Origin of the sequence: Capnocytophaga sp. oral taxon 380 str. F0488, assembly GCF_000318255.2 — a bacterium.
Lineage (GTDB): Bacteria > Bacteroidota > Bacteroidia > Flavobacteriales > Flavobacteriaceae > Capnocytophaga > Capnocytophaga ochracea.
This window is the reverse complement of record NZ_KB291214.1, coordinates 26,692-48,714: the sequence shown is the minus strand read 5'-3', so window position 1 is coordinate 48,714 and position 22,023 is coordinate 26,692. Positions and strand designations below refer to the sequence as shown.

Below are 22,023 nucleotides of genomic sequence, written 5' to 3'. Positions count from 1 at the left end.
AATTCTGATAAAGAATTGCTCTTTTTTTGTTGTTTGAAGTTGTGGGACTGCTTGGAAGGAGAAGGACGAGTTGGAGGGAGAAGGACGAGTTGGAGGGAGAGTAGGAGAATTAACAAAGCTGTATATTGCAAAAAAAAGTTTAGCTTATATGAACCTTATATGAATTTTGAACAATTGTTATACAAAGAATATGTAAAAAGTTAAGAGTGAAAAGTTTTTGATTGAGTAGGGAAAGAAAGCTTGTGAGGTAGGTAATATACTTAAAAATTAGGATTTATTCGAAGGAATAGCGAAGCTAAGACGAAGGAAAGACGAACAATGAACGAAGGAAAGGCGAACTTAAGACGAAGAATAAACGAAGAATGAGTGAGTATTTAATAAAGATAAAATATACTAAAAAGACCTTTATTTTATATGTTATGTTTTTGTAATGTATATACATTAGCTATTTTCAAATTAATAGTGAAAGAGGTGTGTAAGAAATAATCAAAAAAAAACTTGTTTTGTATAAAATAATGTTTTATCTTTGCCATTGAATAACATATAATATAAAACTGACTACTTCATTATTATTATTAACTTTTAATTCGCTGACATATGAATATAATATTCAACTCAAAAGTATTAAAAAAACTGAACAAACTTTGCTTTAAAGTTTGGTTTGTTTGCTTGCTATTTTTCTTTGGTATGAGTTATGCTCAACGGGAAGACTTTAAGACTTTGGTAGAGAAAGCCACAAAGGGTGATATGGAAGCTCAAGTGCGTTTGGCAACTAATTATGAAAAAGGTATTGGAGTACCTCAGTCTTTTCCTAAAGCTGTTGCTTGGTATGAAAAAGCAGCAGAACAGGGTGATGTAAAATCACAGACGAAATTAGGACTTTGTTATTACTATCGGAAAGGAGTTGTACAGTCCTATGAAAAAGCAGCTTATTGGTTTCAGAAAGCAGCTGAACAGGGGTATGCTGAGGCTCAATCGAAATTAGGAGTGTGCTATCACAAAGGGCAAGGAGTAAAACAATCGAATGAACAAGCTGTATTGTGGTTTCAGAAAGCAGCTGATCAAGATTTTGCAGAGGCACAGAGTTTTTTAGGATATTGTTACTATAAAGGTTTAGGAGTGGCACAATCGGATAGTGATGCGGTATTTTGGTATGAGAAAGCTGCTAATCAAGGTGATGTTGAGGCACAACGCAATTTAGGTTCTTATTATTTCAAGGGGCAGGGAATACCTCAGTCGTATACTAAGGCTATCTTTTGGTTTGAAAAAGCAGCTAACCAAGGAGACAAGGAAGCTCAAACTATTTTAGGATTTTGCTATTATGCCGGTACTGGTGTGGATAAATCACAAAAAAGGGCTATTTACTGGTTTGAGAAGGGATGTAGGAATAATAGTCCTAAAGCTTGTGAGTATTTAAATGCTATTCAGCAGTAATAACTATAAAGTTAGGAATAAGAAAGATAAGGTAATTATAAAATTAGTGATATATGTTTAAGAATATCTTTCTTTTTGAAGGACGTATTAGGCGAACAGAGTTTGGACTATCTATTATTATAGATTATTTTGCTCTTATATTTTTGGGTGTAATAGATGCCGTAGTAACTCTAGGAATAGTGATAAAGTTTTTATTCTTTACATTATTGTTTTGGTTTATTTTAGCTCAATCAGTTAAACGTTCACACGACTTGGGGCAAAGTGGCTGGTATGTGCTTTTACCTTTCTATAATCCTTTCTTTTTACTTTTTTCAGAAGGTGTATTGGGAAAAAATGAATACGGAGAAGATCCTAAAAAGAGAGTAAATTTTTTCAATGCATCAACCTCTTCTTCATCTATTTTACAACCGCCCTTAGTTAGAGCATATCAACCCATAGCAGAAGATATTTCTGAGGGTAGTACTTCTTGTAGGTATCATTTTGTAGTTACAAAAGATGATACTGTTTTGAAGAAATGGCTTGATACTGAGGTAGGGTCTATCAATATGCTTGCTGACCCAATACTTAATAAAGTGAGTATTATAGGAAGAGATGTATTTTATGGTTGCAATAAGCTTATTTATATTATTTTCTCAGAACATCTTAACTTTATTAGTGATTTTGCTCTTGACGATTGTGAGCATTTGCATTCGGTGACTTTCCCTAGTAAATGTTTACAGATAGGTAATTGTATTTTTGGGAAGAATTGTCCAGAAAGTATAACACTTGAGGCTGAAGAACCTCCTATATTGGATGGTTATTTGGCATATAATGATGAGAAATTGAAAGCTATTTATGTACCTATTGAATTTGTAGAAAAATATAGGATAGCTAGAGCTTGGGATAAATATGCAGATATTATTCAAGGACATTAATCAAACAACAATAAAGATTATGAAACGAGTTTTATTATATTTATGTATATTTTACTTTTGGGAAGTAAACGCACAAAAGACAAGAGAGGTTTATAAGGACTTAGATTCGTTATATTTGTTAATTCAAACAGAGTACGATTTAATTACCAAAGATTATGAAGAACACATTGCTGAGTTCGACTTCAATAGAGTGATGAGAATAAGAGAACAAATAGCATATTATCTCTCTCATATTGATAAAAGGGTAGATTTAAGTAGGATAAAATTATTGAGTGATTCATTGAAATCATATCCTGATACTGAAGAAATATTTTTAAGTATTCGCTCTCAAAAAGCAAAACAACATCAGCTAACTACTTTGAAGCAGGCTTTTGACGGATTACAATTTGAAAAGGTATTAAACTTAGTAGCAATATATAGTGAAAATGGTTATATACCTTCTTATGAATTGGCGTATTATAAGGTTATGTCAGAATATAGATTGTTTTTAAAATCTTCTAATAATAAGCAAGAGAAAGAAGCACTAATACAAAACTTGACTACTTATCAAAATGAATATTTAGGTAAGAGTAAAATCTATGACCGAGTGATAGATGATACTATAAAAAATGTCAAAAGAAGAAGATAATCTTCTACTCTTAAATTTTACATTCCTAAATAACGAGTTACTTTGTTACTTCGGCGAGTAGAGAATTTGATTTGTTTTATGTATGTAAGTTTAAAATTCGCAGTATTAATACCCAGTAAATCAACATCTTTAAAGTACAAATTCTTGTTGTTGTAAAGAATTGAAAAGGCAAGTGACCAGTCTTTTTGTGTATAAGACAAAGAAGTATTAAGCCTAAAGTTTACGTACTGATTAAATTTCATTTTGTTTAGTGGATTAACTTCACCTCCAAAATAGAATCCCATACCCGCTAAAGCTGTAAAGGTAAAGCGTGGCAATATTTCGATACCTCCAGAAACGCCTCCACTGAAGCCTCCTTGTATATGTCTAAAAGTATCCTCATCAAGTGAAATAGCAGGAATTGCTACTTTGTGATAATAGATTCCAGCTCCTGCGTACCAACTGAAAGTAGGTCGCAAAGGGTCTCCATCGAGGTTGAAAATATTCTTTACTGAAAAGTTTTTTAAGTTGAAGAAATATAACATTTCAGAACCTATTTGTTGTATACGAGTATCTGCCAATATCTGAATATTATTCTTGCCTTCTTCATAGTAAAAACCCTTATAACTTTGATAATAGAAATCAAGTAAAATCTTTTGACTTACAAATGAATGTAACTGAAAATCGAAATATCTTGTTTTTCCGTATTTGCTCTCATTGCGCAAAGGGGCAACACTCTGAGCATAATCAAGGTTAATATAAGTATTGTGGATACCAAATCCTAACCCAACCGTAAGTGGGTAGTTGGGCAATAACGACTTATTTTTCAAAGCAGGATTTAATGGTTCATCTTCTATATCTATTGATAGATAATTGATACTTAAAGAAGGTTTTATCCACATTTTATAGTAATGCTTCTTAGTGGAAGTGGTATCTTGTGCCCATAGAGTAGTGATTGATAAGAAAAATAATATTATGTATTTCATTTTGTTAGATATTTAGATTTTAAGAACTAGGAGTTAAATGTTTAGGTATTATTAGAAATACTTTGTCAAAGTCGTAAGACTTTGCAAAGTATATACTGCATTTAGTAGCCTAAAATCTTTAGCATTTCGTCAGCTTTTTGTTGCTCCATAAAGAGACGAGAGGTTAGGTTCCCATTTTTATCTTTATCAATAAGTACTATTTTAGGTTGTGGAATCAAACAGTGTTGTAAGCCTCCTACTCCTCCAATACTATCCTGATAAGCCCCTGTGTTGAAGAAACCTATATACAATGGCTTATTTTTGTTGTATTTTGGTAAATAGATAGCGTTCATATTCTGTTCGCTGTTGTAATAATCGTCACCATCACAAGTGAGTCCACCGAGCAGTACGCGTTCGTATTCATCGTTCCAGCGGTTAATAGGCAATAGTACAAAACGCTTGTTGATAGCCCAAGAGTCAGGTAAGGTAGTAATGAAAGAGGAGTTTATCATATCCCATTTTTCACGATCGTTTTGTTGCTTTTGATACATTATCTCATAAATAGCCCCTCCAGCTTCGCCTACTGTAAAACTACCAAATTCAGTAAAGATATTTGGTACAGGCACTTTTTCTTGATCACAAGTGATTTTTATCTGACGGATAATCTCGTCTACCATATAAGCATAATCGAATTCAAAAGCCAACGAGCTCTTGATAGGAAAACCACCGCCTATATTAAGACTATCGAGTTCAGGCGCAACCTTTTTGAGTTGGATATACACACGTAAACACTTGAGGAGCTCATTCCAATAGTAGGCATTGTCTTTAATCCCCGTATTGATAAAAAAGTGCAACATTTTGAGTTGTACTTTAGGGTTGTCCTTAATCTCACGGTTGTAGAAAGGGACAATGTTTTTATAACCAATTCCCAAACGACTGGTATAAAACTCTGAACGAGGGTCTTCTTCAGAAGCAATACGAATACCTATACTGTATGAACCTTTTATTTTTTCTTCAAATAAATTAATTTCCTCATAGTTATCAATGATAGGAATACAGTTGTGGTAGCCACGATTGATAAGGTCAGCAATGCCATCGATATAAGCATCGCGCTTGAAACCGTTGCATAGAATGTGAGTCTCTTTACTGATAAGTCCATCATTGATAAGGTTATTGATGATATTGATATCAAAAGCCGAAGAGGTTTCCATATGAATGTCGTTCTTCAATGCCTCTACCATTACGTGTTTGAAATGCGAACTTTTGGTGCAATAACAATAGTTGTATGCTCCTTTGTACTTGTGCTTCTTGATAGCCTTTTCAAACCATCTTTTAGCACGCTGAATATTTTCAGATATTCTAGGGAGATACATAAATTTGAGAGGTGCTCCATACTTGCGTACGAGCTCCATCAAATCGATATTGTGAAAGCGAAGTTCATCGCCATCTAAGGTAAATTCGTCTTGTGGGAAGTAATAGGTTTGGTCAATTAGGTCGATATATTTATTTTTCATTTGTATAGTGTAACTTAAATAATGAGTAATTTTTTAGTAAAAAAATATTTAGATAACATCTTGGCTATCTATCCATATTACCTAATTACACCTAATTCAAATACGAAGCGGTGAAAGGCTCTTAGCCTTAAACTTAATTTGCAAGGAATGAGTACGTGCAGAGTGAAAATAACTTAAAAATAAGATGTTCATTTTCAGCAACCAAAGGTTTTTAGTAATTAAATTATTTTATAGTTCGGTGATAGTGTATCATTACTTATCAGAATGCAAAAGTAATTATTATTTTTGAATTACAATATATGTTATATAAAAAACTTTGCCAAAAATAGATACATATCTTTGGCAAAGTTTGTAAAAAGTAGTTTTATGAGAATTATTTTACCAAATCTACTATCTCATTTACTATTTGTAATTCTTCATTAGTAGGGATGATAAGTATCTTTACACGGCTATCAGCAGCTTGAATCTCTACGGGTTTAGTAGGATGATTGAGCTCTTCGTTTTTCTTCTCATCGAGCTTGATACCAAAGAAATCTAAGTGCTTACAAGCAAATGAACGTGTAAGAGCATCGTTTTCGCCCAAACCTGCGGTAAATACAATGCTATCCAGCCCATTAAGTGCTGCTGTATAAGCTCCTATAAACTTCTGAATGCGGTAGCCGTACATCTCGTAGCAAAGGGCTGCGTTGGCATCACCTGAACGATATAGAGCTGCTACATCGCGAGCGTCAGAGTGTCCTGTAAGTCCAAGCATACCACTCTTCTTGTTGAATAGTGTTTTCACTTCCTCATAGCTCATACCTAATTCTTGTCCTAAGAAGAAAACTACTGAGGCATCTATCTGCCCAGTGCGCGTTCCCATAATGAGTCCATCGAGTGGTGTAAGTCCCATTGAAGTGTCTACACATTGTCCTTTTTCGTTTACAGCAGCCATACTCGCCCCATTGCCCAAGTGAATGGTAATGTTCTTGATATGCTGATTATTAAGGTGTTTACGAGCTTGTGCATCTACATACTTATGACTCGTGCCGTGGAATCCATAAGCGCGTAATCCGTATTTTTCATAGTATTCATTAGGAATTGCATAGCGGAAGGCTTTAGCAGGCATTGTTTGGTGGAAAGCAGTGTCAAAAACGGCTACGTGAGTAGCTTTATTAAAGAGTTTTTGTGCTACGCGTATCCCTTCTAAATGTCCTGGGTTGTGCAAAGGCGATAGAGGAATAAGACGTTTGATTTCGGCTACTACCTCATCAGTAATTACAGTAGGTTGTACAAACTTCTCACCTCCGTGTACTACGCGGTGTCCTACCCCTTTAATATCGCTAGGGTTGTGGATAACGCCTACTTCGGGGTCTGTAAGAAGTTCAGCTACCAAATTCATACCCACTTCGTGAGTAGGAATAGGTTGTTCTTTCTTCACTTCTATCTCTTTGCCATTTTTTACAGCCACATATTTCACGTAGCTACCGTCAATATTGATGCGGTCTACAATTCCTTTTACTTTCGATTCTCCTGTTTTAGAGTCGATAAGCTGATATTTGAGAGATGAACTCCCTGAATTAATGATTAATATTTCCATTTTAGTCTTTTGTTATTAGTCGTTAGTTTTCCCCTCCTTTGGAGAGGGGGTAGGGAGGATACTAAAACTCTGATTGTATCGCAGTGATAAGTACAGTGTTGTAAATATCAGGGATAAGAGCCCCACGACTGAGGTCGTTTACGGGTTTCTTTAATCCTTGTAGCATAGGCCCTATGGCTAAACCGCCTGTTTCGCGTTGCACCGCCTTATAAGTGTTATTACCGGTGTTAAGGTCGGGGAAAATAAGCACATTAGCTTGTCCTGCCACAGGTGAATTTGGCATCTTTTGTTTCCCTACTTTTGGGTCTACCGCAGCGTCATATTGTATAGGTCCTTCTACGAGTAATTCGGGGCGACGCTCTTTTACGAGCGCTGTTGCTTCACGCACTTTGTCTACATCGGCACCACTACCTGAGTCTCCTGAAGAGTAGGAGAGAAGTGCTACCTTAGGTTCAATACCAAAAGCAATAGCTGAGTCGGCAGAGCTAATAGCGATATCGGCTAATTGTTCAGCAGTAGGGTTAGGCACTACGGCGCAGTCACCATATACTAGTACGCGGTCGTGCAAGAGCATAAAGAATACTGATGATACCGTGTTTACCCCTGGTTTGGTCTTTACAAATTGCAAAGACGGACGGATAGTGTGAGCAGTAGTATTTACAGCCCCTGATACCATACCATCAGCATCGCCTAAGAATACCATCATTGTACCGAAATAAGACGAATCAAGCATTAAGTCTTTAGCTTGCGAAAGCTCCAATCCTTTGCTCTTGCGCAATTCGTATAGTTTTTCGGCATACGCCTCATATTTATCACTCTCGGCAGGATTGATAATACTGATACGTTCTTCGTTCCATTTCAAGCCCAAAATGTTCTTAGCTCGTGTTTTAATCGCTTCGGGTTCTCCCAAGATAGTGAGGTAAACGAGTTCGTCCTCTGCCAATTGAGAAGCCGCAGTAAGAATACGGTCGTCAGTACCTTCTGGTAACACAATGCGTTTTTGTCCTGCACGTGCTTTTTGTACCATATTGTATTGAAACATACGAGGGGTAATAGTTTCCGATTTGAAAGAGGCTATACTGCTGTTGAGTTTCTCAGCATCTACATTTTCATCAAATAGTTGAAGAAGCATTTTTACCTTTTCAGTATTTTCAGGATAGATGCTTGATTTTGTATTCCCAATGATATTAGCAGTTTCAAAAGTATCTGTTTTAGCTATCATTATAGGAATGTTCTTTTGGATACCATCTAAAATCTTACTCATTGAAGGGTCTGGGGTTAAGTCGCCGTATAGTACTACCCCTTTGATATTAGAGAAATTGGAATAGTTAGCCACCAAAGAACCTGCTATGAGGTCAATACGGTCAGTAGGGAGCACAGCCAAAGTATCTTCGTTTAGTTTGGCTAAATAGTTAGAAAGTTGCATAGCTCCCACAATGGTACGTTTGGTGGTAACGTCTATATTATCGCCTTTGTAAAGGAATTCAACGTTGAGAGCATTGGCTATCTCGCGGATAGTAGGGCGTGAAAGCTCTTCTTTGCGCGGAATCAAAGTGAAGGTTATATCTTTAAAACGTTGTTCTAATTTGCTGAGCGTATCAGCAGTGGCATTAGTAGCCTTGTTTACAAATACGCTAAGTACGCGCAAATCTTTTTCCAAGAAGTTGTTAAGATCTGCCTGTACTTGGTTCACCAATTCATCTTCTGATGAAAAGTTGTCTTTAAGCACTATCAAAGCAGGAATGTTGAGGCTTTGTGCTACCGAAGCGTTGAAGTTTGGGTCGAAATAGCTATCGTCTATAGTACTTGAACTATCCACTAAAACAAAGTCGAATTTGCTTTCTAAGGCTTTGTATTTTTTGATGATAGTGTCGTATACTTCCCCTATATTGCCTTCGTTTTTAAGAGCGATAACCTCCTGACGTGTGTAAGCATAGGCTTCATCGTAACTCATATCGAGCTGAAAGTGCTCCAAGACAGTCTCGATGAAAGTGTCTTTTTTAGATTTACTTTCTACAATAGGTCTAAAATAACCTACCTTAGCAGTGTTGCGCATAATCATTTGCAACACACCCAAACTCACCACCGACTTACCGCTGTGTGCATTGGTAGCGATGATATAAACAGATTTATTCATTTTTTTATTTACTTTTTAGTGTTTATATATTAAGTTGCAAAGGTAACAATATAATTTAAGAAAGCAACATAAAAAAGATATTTTTATTTTTAATACCTCAATAATCAATATCTATTCTTCTTTATACTCCTTGCCGTTATATTTCAAGAATACAGTTTTAGTGCTTTTTTCCACTACTTTATCATCGCAATTTTTATCTGTAGCTTTTTTAATAAAAGTCTGTTTATCCTTAATGTTGAAATAGCCATTTGTTTTTTTACTATCCATTATAAACATAGAATTACGCTCATCTGACCAACTTCCTTCACAGTTATAGTTCCATTCCCCGTTATATGTACTTAATTGATATTGATGCAGTATTTTTTTAAGAGAGGTATTTTCTGGTAAAAACAAACTAAATGTTTCTTCAGAATAAGGATTTACTTTGCTACCATTTTTATAGAAAGCCCGAATGCCAAAAGCACGTATTTCTTCGGTAAGTATAAACTTAGCCGTATCAATAGAAAGCTCCTGTAATTCAACAGCATCCGAATAATACTCATCAATTCCCTTATACGACTGTGTTATTCGTTTTTGTAAGAAGTCATACACCACTACATAAAGGTCAAATGTTGCCTCGTTTTCGTCGTTCCCTTTTCTTATAGGAAATACCATTACCAATTTATGAGTGTCGTAAGGCAATACCTTTTCGGTATACAAGTCTTTATCAATCTTGTTTTTAGGAATTCCCAAAGTCTTGATAACTTGATTGTAAGCTTGTGCGTTCTCTTGAGTTTTTACCACATAAGAGCAAAATAATAAAGTAAAGATAAAAAGTAGTCGTTTCATCGTTCTTATAAGAATATCAGTTGAAAGTACAAAGATAAGGAATTTTTTAATAATCAATCAAACAAGAAAGTTTCTGTACCTCACATCTCTTTATTTGGCTCTCTCTCGTTCGTGTATCTTAGCTCGTTGCTTCTTTGTTTTTCTTTCGTTTTATTGCCCTCAAAATTACCTTTTTTGTTCACTCTTAACTTCTTATTATCAACTATTTACATACCATTTCTATACCAATCGTCCAAGATTCGTATAAGCTCCCTATAAGCTCCCTATAAGCTAAGTATAAGATTTTTTCAAACAAAAGTACATTTCCTTGTTATTTATAATTTCGTTTTCTTTTCTTATTTCTTATGCCTAATTTTGCCCTATACTATTAAGCTCGTTTTCATCATTATAATATTTTTGTGCGTGATAATTTGTCAGTAAATTTAAATGTATTATCTTTGCACCAACAATTTAGATTTTAAAGTAAAGAAATGAGTAAAGGACCTATTTCTCAATTTATCGAGAAAAACTTTTTACACTTTAATGCAGCAGCTTTAGTTGATGCTGCCAAAGGATATGAAACCCATATCACTGAAGGCGGAAAAATGCTCGTAGCACTTGCTGGAGCAATGAGTACGGCAGAATTAGGCATTTCGCTTGCCGAGATGATTCGCGCAGGAAAAATAGATATTATCTCTTGTACAGGGGCAAACCTCGAAGAAGATGTGATGAATCTTGTAGCGCACTCTCATTACAAGCGTGTTCCTCATTATCGCGACCTCACTCCTGAGCAAGAAAGAGAACTCCTCGACGGTCATTACAACCGTGTAACCGACACTTGTATTCCTGAGGAAGAAGCTTTCCGTCGTTTACAAAAACACTTAGAAGACGTATGGCACGCAGCCGAAAGTAAAGGTGAACGCTATTTCCCTCACGAATATCTATATCAAGTAGTGAAATCGGGGGTATTGGAGCAATATTATGAAATCGACCCTAAAAACTCTTGGATATTGGCAGCAGCCGAAAAGAACTTGCCTATCGTATGTCCAGGTTGGGAAGATTCAACTACCGGTAACATTTTCGCCGCCAATGTAATCAAAGGAAACTTGAAAGCCTCTACTGTGAAAACAGGTATCGAGTATATGATTTATCTCACCGAATGGTATCGTGCCAATTCAGCGGGTAAGGGCGTAGGTTTCTTCCAAATAGGAGGCGGTATTGCTGGTGATTTCCCTATCTGCGTAGTACCTATGATGTATCAAGATTTGGAATGGGAAGACGTACCTTTCTGGTCGTATTTCTGTCAGATTTCCGATTCTACCACCAGCTACGGTTCTTATTCAGGAGCAGTGCCTAATGAGAAGATTACTTGGGGTAAATTAGATATTGATACCCCTAAATTTATAGTAGAATCCGATGCTACCATTGTAGCACCTCTTATTTTTGCTTATCTTTTAGGTAAGTAATTTCAACTAAAAGGTAAAAGGGAACAAGTGCCACTATACTTGTTCCCTTTTACCTTTTACTCACATATCCAGCTATGAGCCCTCGCTGGCTTTACCTTTTACCTTTTACCTTTTATCTTTTATCTTATATAGAACCCTTCTTTTCCTTGTTCTCTTCTTATGAAAATATAGCCTTGGGAGTAGACGTCTATATACACCGTAACCCTTTCATTAGCAGTAAGAGCTTGCCATAGAGAGGCTTTTCCTTTTTGGTAAATATTGTTGATGATAAGAATACTATCGTTGTGCATATAGTTTAGATAAATACTTAGATCTTCTTTTGGGTAATTGATAAAAAGCAAGTCGTATGTAACAGATGGTTGCAACTGAAAGCTAATGTTACAGGTTTCTTTTATAGCAGTTATACTATTTAGCATATCTTCATCAGTGAAAATAGTTTTTACCTCTAAATAACGAATAATCTTCAATAATAACACCAATTGTCTTTTGGATAGGGTAGGAGGAAAACCCTTGATTTCTTGACGATTTACTAATTGTTTATTGTACAAGCAACGAGTTACAAAGTTGTAGACAAAAGGTGAGTGCACCCCGTGCTCATTGGTAGATTTTAAAAGGAATTTTAAATAACTCTTAAATTGCATCTTTTCTTTTCTTCAAACAAACACGGCAAAGGTAGAGAAAATTAGTAAATTGGCAAATTTTATTTGTGGGTATAAAATATTATTTGTACATTTGCAGGCTATGAGAGAAATTCTTGTTAAATATTTACCTGATAACGCAGTAACACCTTGTTTCGAACTGATAAAAGTAAACAACATCTATTTGAGAATTGTAAACGAACGAAAAACAAGGCACGGCGACTATCGGCAACTTCCTAACGGGCAACATCTCATCACAATGAATGCTACTGCTAATAAGTATCGTTTCTTGATAACTTTTATTCACGAAGTGGCTCATCTGGTAGCTTTTGAACGCTTTGGACGGCTTATCAAACCTCACGGTAACGAATGGAAATACACTTTCCAACAACTGATGAAACCTTTTATCATTCCTGAGATATTCCCTCAGCAATTATTAGGGGTATTACAACGGCACTTTCTCAACCCTATGTCTACTAGTGATGTAGACCCCGCATTGACAATCGCCCTAAAACAGTTTGATATCAATGAAAATATGAGCTTTATTTATGAGATTCCTTTAGGTAGTACGTTTCGTATCAAAGACGGACGCGTATTTCGCAAAGGACAACGCCGTGTGAAATGTTATGATTGTGTGGAACTCGGCTCAGGCAAGAAGTATATCTTTCAACCTCACGCCGAAGTAGAGCTCATAAAGGCTTAAAAACTTGAATTAAAATATTACAAATATATGGTGAACAATTATTATGCAGTGATTATGGCAGGAGGCATAGGTTCGCGCTTTTGGCCTGTAAGTACAACTGAATATCCTAAACAATTCCACGATATGCTCGGTACAGGGCAAACGCTTTTACAGCGCACTTATTCTCGCTTGCAGAAGTTTATTCCGCAAGAGAATATTCTCATTCTTACTAACGAACGTTACAAAGAGATTGTAGAGGAACAAATTCCTAATATATTGCCTAAAAACTTGGTATTAGAGCCTTGTATGCGCAATACAGCTCCGTGTATACTCTATGCCGCAATGAAAGTGAACAAACGCAACCCCAAAGGCGTAATGATAGTAGCCCCCAGCGATGCGTGGATTGAAGACGAAAAAGCTTTTATGCACAATGTGATTACTTGTTTTAATGCTGCACAGAAAGCCGACAATATTCTTACTTTGGGTATAGTACCTACTTTCCCTAACACTGGTTATGGTTACATTCAGTATGACAAAGACGATAATACTAATATCAAAAAAGTAAATCAGTTTCGTGAAAAACCTGATTACGATACCGCCAAAGAGTTTTTAAAACAAGGTAATTTTTTGTGGAATGCGGGTATCTTTATATGGAGTACACAAACGGTACTTACCGCTTATAAAACCTATCAACCGGTGATGTATGAACTCTTTGAGAAAGGTAAAGCTACTTATAATACTGAAAACGAAGTCGATTTTATAGCCAAAGCCTATCCGAAAGCTGAAAATATATCGGTAGATTACGCTATTTTAGAGCCGTCTACTAACATTTATGTACTCCCTGCTAATTTCGATTGGAACGACTTAGGTTCTTGGGGCTCTCTACACGACAAGACTCCTAAGGATAGTGCCCAAAATGCCGTAATTAATGCAAGAGTATTGCTCAAAGATGCCGAAAACAATATTATTCGCACCGAAGGTGATAAATGTGTGGTAATAGATGGGCTCAAGAACTACATAGTGGTAGATAGAGACGATGTATTGTTGATTTATCCCAAAGCAAAAGAGCAAAACATTAAAGAGATAGTAAACGAAGTAAAGAATAAATGGGGATTACATTAAAGAAGTTACTCACCGAGAAGGGATACACCTCTGTTCCTCTTGAATTTACGCTTACCAAACACTTTGTTCTACAAGCTAAAATCAATGGAGTAGAAGGACGTTTTATTTTGGATACGGGGGCTTCTAACACCTGTGTAGGAGTAGAGTGGATAACTTATTTTAATCTGCAAGCCGAAGCCTCCGAAATAAAAGCAGCAGGAGCAGGGGCAAGTGGTATGGAAACACAAGTTGCCACAAAAAATCACTTAGAGATAGGAGGAATGAGTATGCACAAACTTCCTTTAGTGCTTTTTGATTTAACTCACGTAAACGAAGCATTAGCAGAGTTTCAAACACCCCCTGTTCACGGTATTATAGGAGCTGAGGTACTCCAAAAGAGAAAAGCTGTGATAGATTATGCAAAGAAAAGGTTGTATCTCTATTGGGCTTCTAAATAGCAAAATGTATTACCTCTTGTTGTAGGTTCATATTTTTTTCGTACATTTGCAAAAACATTTATACTTGATGAGTAAAAAGACACTTTATTTTGCCTTTGTGATAGGGCTATTTGCAATAGCTTGCAATGATGGTAATTTGGAAGTAGATACCATTTCATTTGAAAATTCTGATGTGCTATCTTGTACGACCAATGATACTACGGCTACTTTTTTATTCAAATATAGTCAAAAGCAAGCACTTATTCTTAATTTACCTGCTAATATTTTAGAAAATAAAGAAAAGACTGTTTCAGGCACTATACCCACTAATTTTAAACTTTATTACCGTACTTTCAGCGATGCGGTAACTACCAATTATTTTTGTAATGCTTATCCTCCTGCTACCCCTAATGTTACTTCACAAATTGAAGCGACAGGAGGTACTGTTACAATTGTCTCACGTCCCATTTATAATGAAACAACAGGCGCTTTGTTGCGTTTTGACCATCAAATAAGTATCACTGATTTGGTACTCGTAAATCAAGAAGGCAATAAAATAGTAGATTCTAATTTTGTTTTTGGGACTTATAAAACTAACAAACAGTAGAAATGAACCACTTTATAGTATCAGCACGCAAATATCGCCCACAATCATTTCGTGATGTAGTGGGACAGCAAGCTATTACTAATACTCTACTCAATGCCATTGAAAATAATCACTTGGCACAGGCACTTCTCTTCACTGGTCCTCGTGGAGTAGGAAAAACTACTTGTGCCCGTATTTTAGCGAAAAAGATAAATGAACAAACTTCTGGGGTAGAAGATGAAAACGATTTTGCTTTTAACGTTTTTGAGTTAGATGCTGCCTCTAATAACAGTGTAGATGATATTCGCAAACTAATTGAACAAGTGCGTATTCCGCCTCAAGTTGGCAAATATAAAGTGTATATCATCGATGAGGTGCATATGCTGTCTACTGCGGCTTTTAATGCTTTTCTCAAAACATTAGAAGAACCTCCTAAACACGCTATCTTTATCTTAGCAACTACTGAAAAGCATAAGATTATTCCTACCATATTGTCACGTTGCCAGATATTCGATTTCAAGCGTATTACTATCAATGACATTCGAGAATACCTAAAATATATTGCAGAACAACAAGGAATTGAAGCAGAAGATGAAGCTTTGCAAATCATAGCACAAAAAGCCGATGGTGCGATGCGTGATGCTCTTTCTATCTTCGATCGTGTGGTGAGCTTTTCAGGAGAAAAAATAACACGACAAGCTACTTCCGAAATACTGAATGTGTTAGATTATGAGGTCTATTTTAAAGTAACTGATCTTATTTTAGACAATAAACTCCCTGAACTATTGATCGTATTTAATGATAGTATTGCACAAGGTTTTGACGGTAATCATTTTATTGCAGGCTTGGCAAGTCATTTTCGTGATTTAATGGTATGCAAGAATCCTACAACCATTTCCTTAATGGAAGTAGGGGAGGAGACCCAGAAGAAATATGCTGAGCAGAGCGTTCGTGCTACTGTACCTTTTTTAATGGAAGCTATTGCTATTGCCAATGACTGCGACCTAAAATATCGCACCAGCAAAAATCAGCGTTTGTTAGTGGAGGTTGCCCTAATGCAACTCGCCTCTCTGACCTATGAGGGGGATAAAAAAAAAATGATGGACGCTTCATAATTCCTGCTTATGTATTTAATGGGCAAAGTCATATAACAGAAATACAGCTCAACTCACAAACACCTATCGTTGCCCCTCCTATAAATTATACAAATACTACGACAGCTACGCTTAATCCTAATATACCTATTATTAGTAAAACGGAACGTACAGAGGCTGTTTCTAATTTTTCAATTAAAAGTGTACATCTAAAAACAGAACATCAAAGGAATTTCAAAGAGGTGGTAATAGATCCTAATACGCTACCTCGTGAGAGTTTTTCAGAAGAGACTTTTAATCAGTTTTGGGAACGCTATATAGATGAATTACTTGCTAAGGGCGAACGCATACAGGCTTCTATTCTTAAAATTGCAATATTAAGGTTAGAAGGAACTACTATTCATTTGGAAGTATCAAGTAATACAGCCAAAAATGATATTGTTCAGATGGAGTATAAACTCTTAAATTATTTGCACAAATCTTTGCAGAATTATGATCTTACTATTGAGATAAGTGTAAATGAAGAAATAGCTAAAAAAATAGTGGTAACTCCCGAAGATAAATACGAGAAATTATTAGAGGAAAATCCTATGTTACAAGAGTTTAGAAGAGCTTTTGAATTAAATTTAAAAGGATAGTAATACAGTATTTTTAAAACTCAGCGCTACATAATTTATAGTTGGTAGTGTTTTTTATTTTCTAATTCTTTTGTTTTTTTCAATATAATGCCTAATTTTGCCGAAAATAATCTTAATAAGAAGTTTTGTCTATGGTTAGATAAGTATAGACAAGGTACGTTAAACAGTTGAATATTAATAAAATTAATAAAATATGAAAGTACTTAATGAACGACAATCAAAGATTTTAGAGAGCTTAGAAACTAAAAAGTACGTCAGTGTAAATGAATTGAGTGATAAGCTTAAAGTTTCGGTAGTTACTATACGTAAAGACCTTAATCTCTTGGAACAGGAAGGCTATTTGCATCGTACTCATGGTGGAGCTAGTAAACAAATGCGCTATGTGTTTGAGCAAACAATAACTGAGAAAGAAACTCAAAATGTAGAAGAAAAAACGCGTATTATTACTAAAGCGTTGGACTTTATTAAAGAAAATGAGTTTATCATACTTTCATCAGGAACTACAGCTAATCTTTTAGCTCAAAAAATTTATGGCATACGCAACCTTACAGTACTCACTCCTTCCCTTAGAGTAGCTTTAGAGGTCTGCAAAAATCCTAGTGTAAATACCATTCACTTAGGAGGAGAAGTTCGTAAAAACTCCACCTCCACTATTGGCGTACTTGCTGAAGAAACTCTTAGTAACTTCTCTTGTACTACTTTATTCTTAGGAGTTGAAGGTATTGACCTTGATTATGGATTGAGTTCTACCAATGTAGGAGAAGCTCATCTGAATCGGAAGATGATGGAACGTGTAGATAAAACTATTGTTTTAGCCGACTCCTCTAAGATCCACAAACGAGGCTTTGGTTTTATCTGTTATGTAGAGAAAATAGATATGCTTATCACTGATGCAGGTGCTGACCCTGAGTTTGTAGAAGAACTTGAAAAACGGGGTGTAGAAGTAATTATTTGTTAATTATCAAAATGATTGACACATATAAGAATGATAACTATATATCACAATCCTAAATGCTCCAAATCACGTTGTGGTTTGGAGCTTTTAAAAGATTTGGGGAAAGAATATCAGATAGTAGATTATCTTAAAAAAGGTATTTCTAAAGAAGAACTAAAAAATCTCCTCGCTAAGTTACAGATGTCTCCTATTGAATTAGTGCGTACTAAAGAAAATATTTGGAAAGAGCAGTTCAAAGGAAAAACGCTTACTGATGATGAAGTCATAGAGGCAATGATACAATATCCTCAACTCATTGAGCGACCTATCGTAATAGTCGGTGATAAAGCTGTGATAGGGAGACCTACTGAAAGAATAAAAGAAATTATATAAAATAAGAATGAGAAGAACGCTATTAGGCGCTATTGCTTTCATTTTTGGAGCAACAGCTATGTACTCGCAGGCATATCTGTCTGTGAGTGGAGGGTATGGTTTTAAAACCCACCAGAAAGTATTGGGTAGAGATGCTACTGACCCAACAGCTATAACCGACCTAAAAGGGAGTTATGGAGAAGGATACCAAGCACAATTACGAGGAGGATATTTTTTCCATAAGCGTTGGGGAGGTGAATTAGCTTTAGGATATCTTCATGGTGAAGATATGGACACTAATAAAAACCAAATATTGAATATGAAAGGACATGGGAGGGCTTTTGGAGCTTCTCTTTCGTTAGTATTTAATATTACTGATAATTTATATCTGCGTGCTGGAGGTGTTACCAAAATAGGGGGCAGAACAGAAATACAAACAGAGCTCAATGCTTTTGGCTTACCCTTGAGCTTGTTTAATCCAACAGCACCAGCTGGGGCAACTGTAGATATAAAAGCTAATTTTCAAAACAATTTCCACGGTAAAATTCCGTTTGGTTTTATAGGAGGGATAGGCTACCGCTTTAAGGTTAGTGATAAAGTAGCTTTTTTTATAGAAGGTGAATATTTGAATATTAATGTGCCTCGAAAGGAATCTAAACTTAAGGATTTTTCGGCTACTCGCACAGTAGGAGGAACATCTCTAGCACTTACACTTCAAGAGTTTAAAGGATATATGTTAGCCTTACAAAATGTACCAACATCCCCTAGAACAGAACGCCTTAAACAATTGGCTACTCAAGTAGCACCATTACTTGAAGATAGTTATAGTTGGGAAGGTAAAGGAGCTCCTGATGCCCCTTATTCTTCTATAGGGTTTCACTTTGGAGTTACTTATATGTTTTAAAAATATAACTTTTCTAAAAGAAAAAACAAATTATAAGATATAAAAGCGTACTTGTACTGCCGTAGGAAATGGAAGAATAATTAATATTTTGTTATATCGAACTGATATTAAATAATTAATATTGCCCCAAAAGTTTTGGGGCAATATTATTTTATGCTCTTATTCTTTTATTAGCTAAAATCTAAAAGTTCCTCCTATACCTAAAACAGTTTCAAAGAATAAGAAATCATGTTTGGCTTTATCGACAATATCATAGGTAGTTCGAACGTCATACATATTAATATAACCTCCTTTGAGTTCTCCAATTATAAGGAAGTATTTAAAAAAAGTGAGGTGCAAACCTGCTTTAGCATTTACGCCTGTCCCTGCAATGTGAAACTCGTCATAACGCTCTTTATTAAGTAACTTAGTATTCGTTTTTGGATATAGTGCTCCAAAACCGAGACCTTCAGTAAGATTTACCTGTAATATATCGGTGTTGCGGATACCAAATAAACGAGAAATATCGTCTATACGAGCTCCTTCAACTACTACATAGTTCAGACCGTCAGTATGCTCAAAGGTGAGAAAATCTTCGCTAAGTAACTTGTCAGTATTGTTATAAGTACCATCATGAGAAGTGTTAGAACCATTGATGTAACCGTTCATTTTTACAGTTTGTCCATTTTTCATTACGTATTTCATATGGTCTACACCTACAGAAATAGTATAATGGTCGGAAATATGGTAACCAATATGAAAGTTAGTTTGAGGAATGGTCATTCGCAAAGGATTAATATAATCTATATGCCAACCTTTCGGTTTATCTACAGCCTCTACATCTTTGATGGTAAAGTTGTAATTGTTACCCGAGAAAGTAATATCGGAATTGGTATAATAGGCACGATTACCGCCCCAATAGAAGAAAAATTTACCCTTATTGTGGGTAGTGTAACGATCAGTAGAAGCGTTTTGAGCAAAAGTAGTTAGTGTGCTAATGCCTAACAACATAGTGATAAAAATCTTTTTCATTAGTGATTATTTTTTTAGTTTTGAGGGCGCAAAAGTAACTATTAATTTTTTATTCACCAAGTTGTGTTTATTTTTTCTTTTCTATTTATCTAATTCTTCTTAGGGTTAAAAAAAATCTCTCCAAAAATGCAACTAAAAACAAAAGAGCAAGTTCACACTTGGTTTGGCTTTTTTTGCTTGCATTGACTGCTTGTAAAGAAATACTGCTATTTTTCTAAATCTCCTCCCATAGGATAAAGAAATTCATATACAGTTCTTTAGCAGAAAGGTTAGGATACAGATAGCGAATGAGCTTTTTAGTAAGTTTCCCTTTACTTGTTCCTGCAAAGATAAGTTCTTCTCCTTTGTAGATTGTCAGCTATTTGGGTACGATGTATAACCACAACACTGTCTAATTTCCCCTGATAGAGCTTGCTAAAATCCATTGCTTTAGGATATTGCGCTAATGAAAATAAAAACAAACGGAGCGTAATATCTACTTTTAAGCTTCATATTTTTTTAATCTACGAGATGAAGGTGATTTATAGTGAGGTAATTAGTTTAATCCAAATTCTAACGTATATAATTCATTACTTCAGGTTCGTAAGTTCCTGCTGCTTTAGAAAGCCCAAGATATATTGAATTAAAACAAACAATTTTTTAGTGAAGAACTTTCTTTAAAATAGGTTTATGGCAATCTTTAAGTAATTTATTGATATTTTTCCAGTGTTTTTTTATTTGATTACTAATCTTATTATTAGGCATCCTACTTATAGCCTTTTTTGCATAAGTTATATAGTTCCCATAATTATATATATCATATTTATATAGCCTTTTTTCTGCCTCATTCCATACTACTTTTCTATTTCTTTTGGCTCCTTTGTAAGAGAATTTTTTTAAAATTCGCCTTCTAAAAATTGGCTTTTCATATTTATAAGAATAAAATTTTGCCCTACTTATATATCTTTTCATTTTTCTATAATACCCTGAAAGACTTGATTTTTTTAATCTTATACTTTCGCCATCAAATTCAAAACCTAAATATGTTAGATTTTTATTTCTATTAATAGTATCCTCAAAAATTTGTGCACATGTTAATTTATTATTCTCTCTTTTAAATTCAAATACTTGAGTTTTTGCCTCTTGTATCTCTAATTTATACTTTGTAATCTCTTCCATTACAAAATGACAAACTTCCTTTCTGTATTCATAAGTACAGATAACAATAATATCGTCTGAATATCTTTTATAATGCCCTCCAATCTTTTCAATATAACTATTAATATCCTTGTCAAAATCTACTAAATAGATATTTGCTAAAGTAGCACTAATGGGGGAGCCCTGTGGAATCCCAAATGTTCTTGGTATAATTTGGTCTCCTTTTTTAATAGTTTTAAACGAATGAACTAATTTATGTTTTACCTTAAGAAATTCCTTTTTTTCACAGAAAGCTATTGCATTTTGATTCCTTAAGAATTTTATCTTGCTAATCTTCTTTCTTTTAACTGGCTGTTGTATTCCCCTAGTTGTTATTTTTTGTGTCAGGATACTACCTTGAAAAAAACTGAATATATCCACTAAATCTACATAACTGAAACGTGTAATGTTTTTGTATATATTAAAATGATCTATAGGTAATTTATCTACAGAAAGAACTTCTTCCCACTTTTCTCTTAATATTCTATGATTCAAGTTATCAAAAAAACTAGTAATATCAAAAGCTATTACACAGAAAAAATCTTTAGGATATTTCTTTATTAAATCAAAAGCATCATTTGCAATCTTGATATTAGATTTATTAGTGCTATTTGGGTTATTCTCATCAATTGGGATACTTCTATAAGCACAAACAACCTCATCTAATTTATATTCCTTTATAAGTTTTTCATATTTATCAGACAACTGATAAGAATAATAACTAAAAATAAGAGAATCTAAATGACTTGCATAGAAAAGCTCTCTTTTTTTCTGACCTTTTACTCTTTGTATTTTATTAGTTCCTTCTGCCTTTATAGGATTTCCTTCCTCATTATATTCCTTACGAAACTTACGGACTAATGAGGTTTTATGGATAAAAGGCAGGAATGAATGTTTAGCTATATTCTCAGGACTAAGTATATAAGACATTACCCTTTTTTTATCTTTAATAGAAATAGGTCTTCCTATATGAGGGTATTTTTTTAACTTAAACCAATCCTTCTTGTTTTTTCTCATGTTTTCTTTA

General features: G+C 34.9%; 22 protein-coding genes. 14 read left to right on the top strand and 8 right to left on the bottom strand.

The window, feature by feature from the left end; genetic code table 11:
* From HMPREF9078_RS12200 to HMPREF9078_RS08455, 4 genes are all read left to right on the top strand, one after another.
* Positions 1-204: hypothetical protein (locus HMPREF9078_RS12200; RefSeq protein WP_232305325.1), on the top strand; the 204-nt coding region annotated here is incomplete at its 5' end.
* Between the two features lie 393 nt (positions 205-597).
* Positions 598-1,434: a tetratricopeptide repeat protein gene (locus tag HMPREF9078_RS08465; protein WP_009420293.1), complete on the top strand. Its 837-nt coding sequence runs from the start codon at positions 598-600 to the stop codon at positions 1,432-1,434.
* Between the two features lie 53 nt (positions 1,435-1,487).
* Entirely contained in the window at positions 1,488-2,348 is an 861-nt protein-coding gene (locus HMPREF9078_RS08460) for a DUF805 domain-containing protein (RefSeq protein WP_009420292.1), read from the top strand.
* The gene (locus HMPREF9078_RS08455; protein ID WP_009420291.1) at positions 2,323-2,976 is read left to right on the top strand and encodes a hypothetical protein; all 654 of its coding nucleotides are present in this window, start codon (positions 2,323-2,325) and stop codon (positions 2,974-2,976) included. The genes HMPREF9078_RS08460 and HMPREF9078_RS08455 overlap by 26 nt, the downstream gene beginning before the upstream one ends.
* Before the next feature lie 17 nt (positions 2,977-2,993).
* Here HMPREF9078_RS08455 and HMPREF9078_RS08450 read toward each other — a convergent pair whose 3' ends face one another.
* The 5 genes from HMPREF9078_RS08450 to HMPREF9078_RS08430 all read right to left on the bottom strand — a co-directional run bounded on the left by HMPREF9078_RS08450 (position 2,994) and on the right by HMPREF9078_RS08430 (position 9,978).
* A complete protein-coding gene (locus tag HMPREF9078_RS08450) occupies positions 2,994-3,941 on the bottom strand; it encodes a DUF4421 family protein (protein ID WP_009420290.1) in 948 nt (315 codons plus the stop codon).
* Between the two features lie 101 nt (positions 3,942-4,042).
* Positions 4,043-5,434, bottom strand: coding sequence for a Pyridoxal-dependent decarboxylase sheet domain protein (locus HMPREF9078_RS08445; protein WP_009420289.1), 1,392 nt, complete (start codon positions 5,432-5,434; stop codon positions 4,043-4,045).
* A gap of 373 nt (positions 5,435-5,807) precedes the next feature.
* Complete coding sequence (locus HMPREF9078_RS08440) at positions 5,808-7,013, bottom strand: acetate/propionate family kinase (RefSeq protein ID WP_009420288.1); 1,206 nt, start codon at positions 7,011-7,013, stop codon at positions 5,808-5,810.
* A gap of 61 nt (positions 7,014-7,074) precedes the next feature.
* A complete protein-coding gene (gene pta, locus HMPREF9078_RS08435; protein WP_009420287.1) occupies positions 7,075-9,150 on the bottom strand; it encodes a phosphate acetyltransferase in 2,076 nt (691 codons plus the stop codon).
* 111 nt (positions 9,151-9,261) lie between these two features.
* Positions 9,262-9,978, bottom strand: coding sequence for a hypothetical protein (locus tag HMPREF9078_RS08430; protein ID WP_009420286.1), 717 nt, complete (start codon positions 9,976-9,978; stop codon positions 9,262-9,264).
* Positions 9,979-10,448: 470 nt separating this feature from the next.
* Here HMPREF9078_RS08430 and HMPREF9078_RS08425 point away from each other — a divergent pair, with 470 nt between their 5' ends.
* A complete protein-coding gene (locus HMPREF9078_RS08425) occupies positions 10,449-11,423 on the top strand; it encodes a deoxyhypusine synthase family protein (protein ID WP_009420285.1) in 975 nt (324 codons plus the stop codon).
* Positions 11,424-11,542: 119 nt separating this feature from the next.
* Here the strand turns inward: HMPREF9078_RS08425 and HMPREF9078_RS08420 are convergent, their stop codons facing one another.
* Positions 11,543-12,064 carry a hypothetical protein gene (locus tag HMPREF9078_RS08420; protein ID WP_002671835.1) on the bottom strand — a complete coding sequence of 174 codons (522 nt, stop codon included), beginning with the start codon at positions 12,062-12,064 and terminating at the stop codon, positions 11,543-11,545.
* A 100-nt stretch (positions 12,065-12,164) separates the two neighbouring features.
* Between HMPREF9078_RS08420 and HMPREF9078_RS08415 the strand changes: the two genes are divergently transcribed.
* The 9 genes from HMPREF9078_RS08415 to HMPREF9078_RS08375 all read left to right on the top strand — a co-directional run bounded on the left by HMPREF9078_RS08415 (position 12,165) and on the right by HMPREF9078_RS08375 (position 18,809).
* On the top strand, positions 12,165-12,764 hold the full coding sequence (locus HMPREF9078_RS08415; RefSeq protein WP_002676771.1) for a SprT-like domain-containing protein: 600 nt from the start codon (positions 12,165-12,167) through the stop codon (positions 12,762-12,764).
* Positions 12,765-12,791: 27 nt separating this feature from the next.
* Complete coding sequence (locus HMPREF9078_RS08410; protein WP_009420284.1) at positions 12,792-13,865, top strand: mannose-1-phosphate guanylyltransferase; 1,074 nt, start codon at positions 12,792-12,794, stop codon at positions 13,863-13,865.
* The gene (locus HMPREF9078_RS08405) at positions 13,850-14,302 is read left to right on the top strand and encodes a retropepsin-like aspartic protease (RefSeq protein ID WP_009420283.1); all 453 of its coding nucleotides are present in this window, start codon (positions 13,850-13,852) and stop codon (positions 14,300-14,302) included. Before HMPREF9078_RS08410 ends, HMPREF9078_RS08405 begins: the two co-directional genes overlap by 16 nt.
* Before the next feature lie 67 nt (positions 14,303-14,369).
* Positions 14,370-14,888, top strand: a complete 519-nt coding sequence (locus HMPREF9078_RS08400; RefSeq protein ID WP_009420282.1) for a hypothetical protein — start codon at positions 14,370-14,372, stop codon at positions 14,886-14,888.
* 2 nt (positions 14,889-14,890) lie between these two features.
* A complete protein-coding gene (gene dnaX / locus HMPREF9078_RS08395; RefSeq protein ID WP_009420281.1) occupies positions 14,891-15,982 on the top strand; it encodes a DNA polymerase III subunit gamma/tau in 1,092 nt (363 codons plus the stop codon).
* Between the two features lie 221 nt (positions 15,983-16,203).
* A complete protein-coding gene (locus HMPREF9078_RS12195; protein WP_009420280.1) occupies positions 16,204-16,599 on the top strand; it encodes a hypothetical protein in 396 nt (131 codons plus the stop codon).
* 193 nt (positions 16,600-16,792) lie between these two features.
* The gene (locus HMPREF9078_RS08385) at positions 16,793-17,557 is read left to right on the top strand and encodes a DeoR/GlpR family DNA-binding transcription regulator (protein ID WP_002671857.1); all 765 of its coding nucleotides are present in this window, start codon (positions 16,793-16,795) and stop codon (positions 17,555-17,557) included.
* A gap of 27 nt (positions 17,558-17,584) precedes the next feature.
* A complete protein-coding gene (gene arsC, locus HMPREF9078_RS08380) occupies positions 17,585-17,926 on the top strand; it encodes an arsenate reductase (glutaredoxin) (RefSeq protein ID WP_009420279.1) in 342 nt (113 codons plus the stop codon).
* A gap of 7 nt (positions 17,927-17,933) precedes the next feature.
* Complete coding sequence (locus tag HMPREF9078_RS08375) at positions 17,934-18,809, top strand: outer membrane beta-barrel protein (protein ID WP_009420278.1); 876 nt, start codon at positions 17,934-17,936, stop codon at positions 18,807-18,809.
* Positions 18,810-18,983: 174 nt separating this feature from the next.
* Here the strand turns inward: HMPREF9078_RS08375 and HMPREF9078_RS08370 are convergent, their stop codons facing one another.
* Entirely contained in the window at positions 18,984-19,820 is an 837-nt protein-coding gene (locus HMPREF9078_RS08370) for a hypothetical protein (RefSeq protein ID WP_009420277.1), read from the bottom strand.
* Positions 19,821-20,459: 639 nt separating this feature from the next.
* On the bottom strand, positions 20,460-22,013 hold the full coding sequence (locus tag HMPREF9078_RS08365; protein ID WP_009420274.1) for an RNA-dependent DNA polymerase: 1,554 nt from the start codon (positions 22,011-22,013) through the stop codon (positions 20,460-20,462).
* Between the last annotated feature and the right edge of the window lie 10 nt (positions 22,014-22,023).

Bases quoted from the DNA above. Each gene is read 5' to 3' on its own strand.
- HMPREF9078_RS08375 (WP_009420278.1), top strand. From the start codon at position 17,934: ATGAGAAGAACGCTATTAGGCGCTATTGCTTTCATTTTTGGAGCAACA.
- HMPREF9078_RS08405 (WP_009420283.1), top strand. From the start codon at position 13,850: ATGGGGATTACATTAAAGAAGTTACTCACCGAGAAGGGATACACCTCT.
- HMPREF9078_RS08385 (WP_002671857.1), top strand. From the start codon at position 16,793: ATGAAAGTACTTAATGAACGACAATCAAAGATTTTAGAGAGCTTAGAA.
- HMPREF9078_RS08460 (WP_009420292.1), top strand. From the start codon at position 1,488: ATGTTTAAGAATATCTTTCTTTTTGAAGGACGTATTAGGCGAACAGAG.
- HMPREF9078_RS08365 (WP_009420274.1), bottom strand. From the start codon at position 22,013: ATGAGAAAAAACAAGAAGGATTGGTTTAAGTTAAAAAAATACCCTCAT.
- HMPREF9078_RS08455 (WP_009420291.1), top strand. From the start codon at position 2,323: ATGCAGATATTATTCAAGGACATTAATCAAACAACAATAAAGATTATG.
- HMPREF9078_RS08430 (WP_009420286.1), bottom strand. From the start codon at position 9,978: ATGAAACGACTACTTTTTATCTTTACTTTATTATTTTGCTCTTATGTG.
- arsC (WP_009420279.1), top strand. From the start codon at position 17,585: ATGATAACTATATATCACAATCCTAAATGCTCCAAATCACGTTGTGGT.
- pta (WP_009420287.1), bottom strand. From the start codon at position 9,150: ATGAATAAATCTGTTTATATCATCGCTACCAATGCACACAGCGGTAAG.
- HMPREF9078_RS08420 (WP_002671835.1), bottom strand. From the start codon at position 12,064: ATGCAATTTAAGAGTTATTTAAAATTCCTTTTAAAATCTACCAATGAG.
- HMPREF9078_RS08400 (WP_009420282.1), top strand. From the start codon at position 14,370: ATGAGTAAAAAGACACTTTATTTTGCCTTTGTGATAGGGCTATTTGCA.
- HMPREF9078_RS08410 (WP_009420284.1), top strand. From the start codon at position 12,792: ATGGTGAACAATTATTATGCAGTGATTATGGCAGGAGGCATAGGTTCG.
- HMPREF9078_RS08450 (WP_009420290.1), bottom strand. From the start codon at position 3,941: ATGAAATACATAATATTATTTTTCTTATCAATCACTACTCTATGGGCA.
- dnaX (WP_009420281.1), top strand. From the start codon at position 14,891: ATGAACCACTTTATAGTATCAGCACGCAAATATCGCCCACAATCATTT.
- HMPREF9078_RS08465 (WP_009420293.1), top strand. From the start codon at position 598: ATGAATATAATATTCAACTCAAAAGTATTAAAAAAACTGAACAAACTT.
- HMPREF9078_RS08370 (WP_009420277.1), bottom strand. From the start codon at position 19,820: ATGAAAAAGATTTTTATCACTATGTTGTTAGGCATTAGCACACTAACT.
- HMPREF9078_RS08440 (WP_009420288.1), bottom strand. From the start codon at position 7,013: ATGGAAATATTAATCATTAATTCAGGGAGTTCATCTCTCAAATATCAG.
- HMPREF9078_RS08425 (WP_009420285.1), top strand. From the start codon at position 10,449: ATGAGTAAAGGACCTATTTCTCAATTTATCGAGAAAAACTTTTTACAC.
- HMPREF9078_RS08445 (WP_009420289.1), bottom strand. From the start codon at position 5,434: ATGAAAAATAAATATATCGACCTAATTGACCAAACCTATTACTTCCCA.
- HMPREF9078_RS08415 (WP_002676771.1), top strand. From the start codon at position 12,165: ATGAGAGAAATTCTTGTTAAATATTTACCTGATAACGCAGTAACACCT.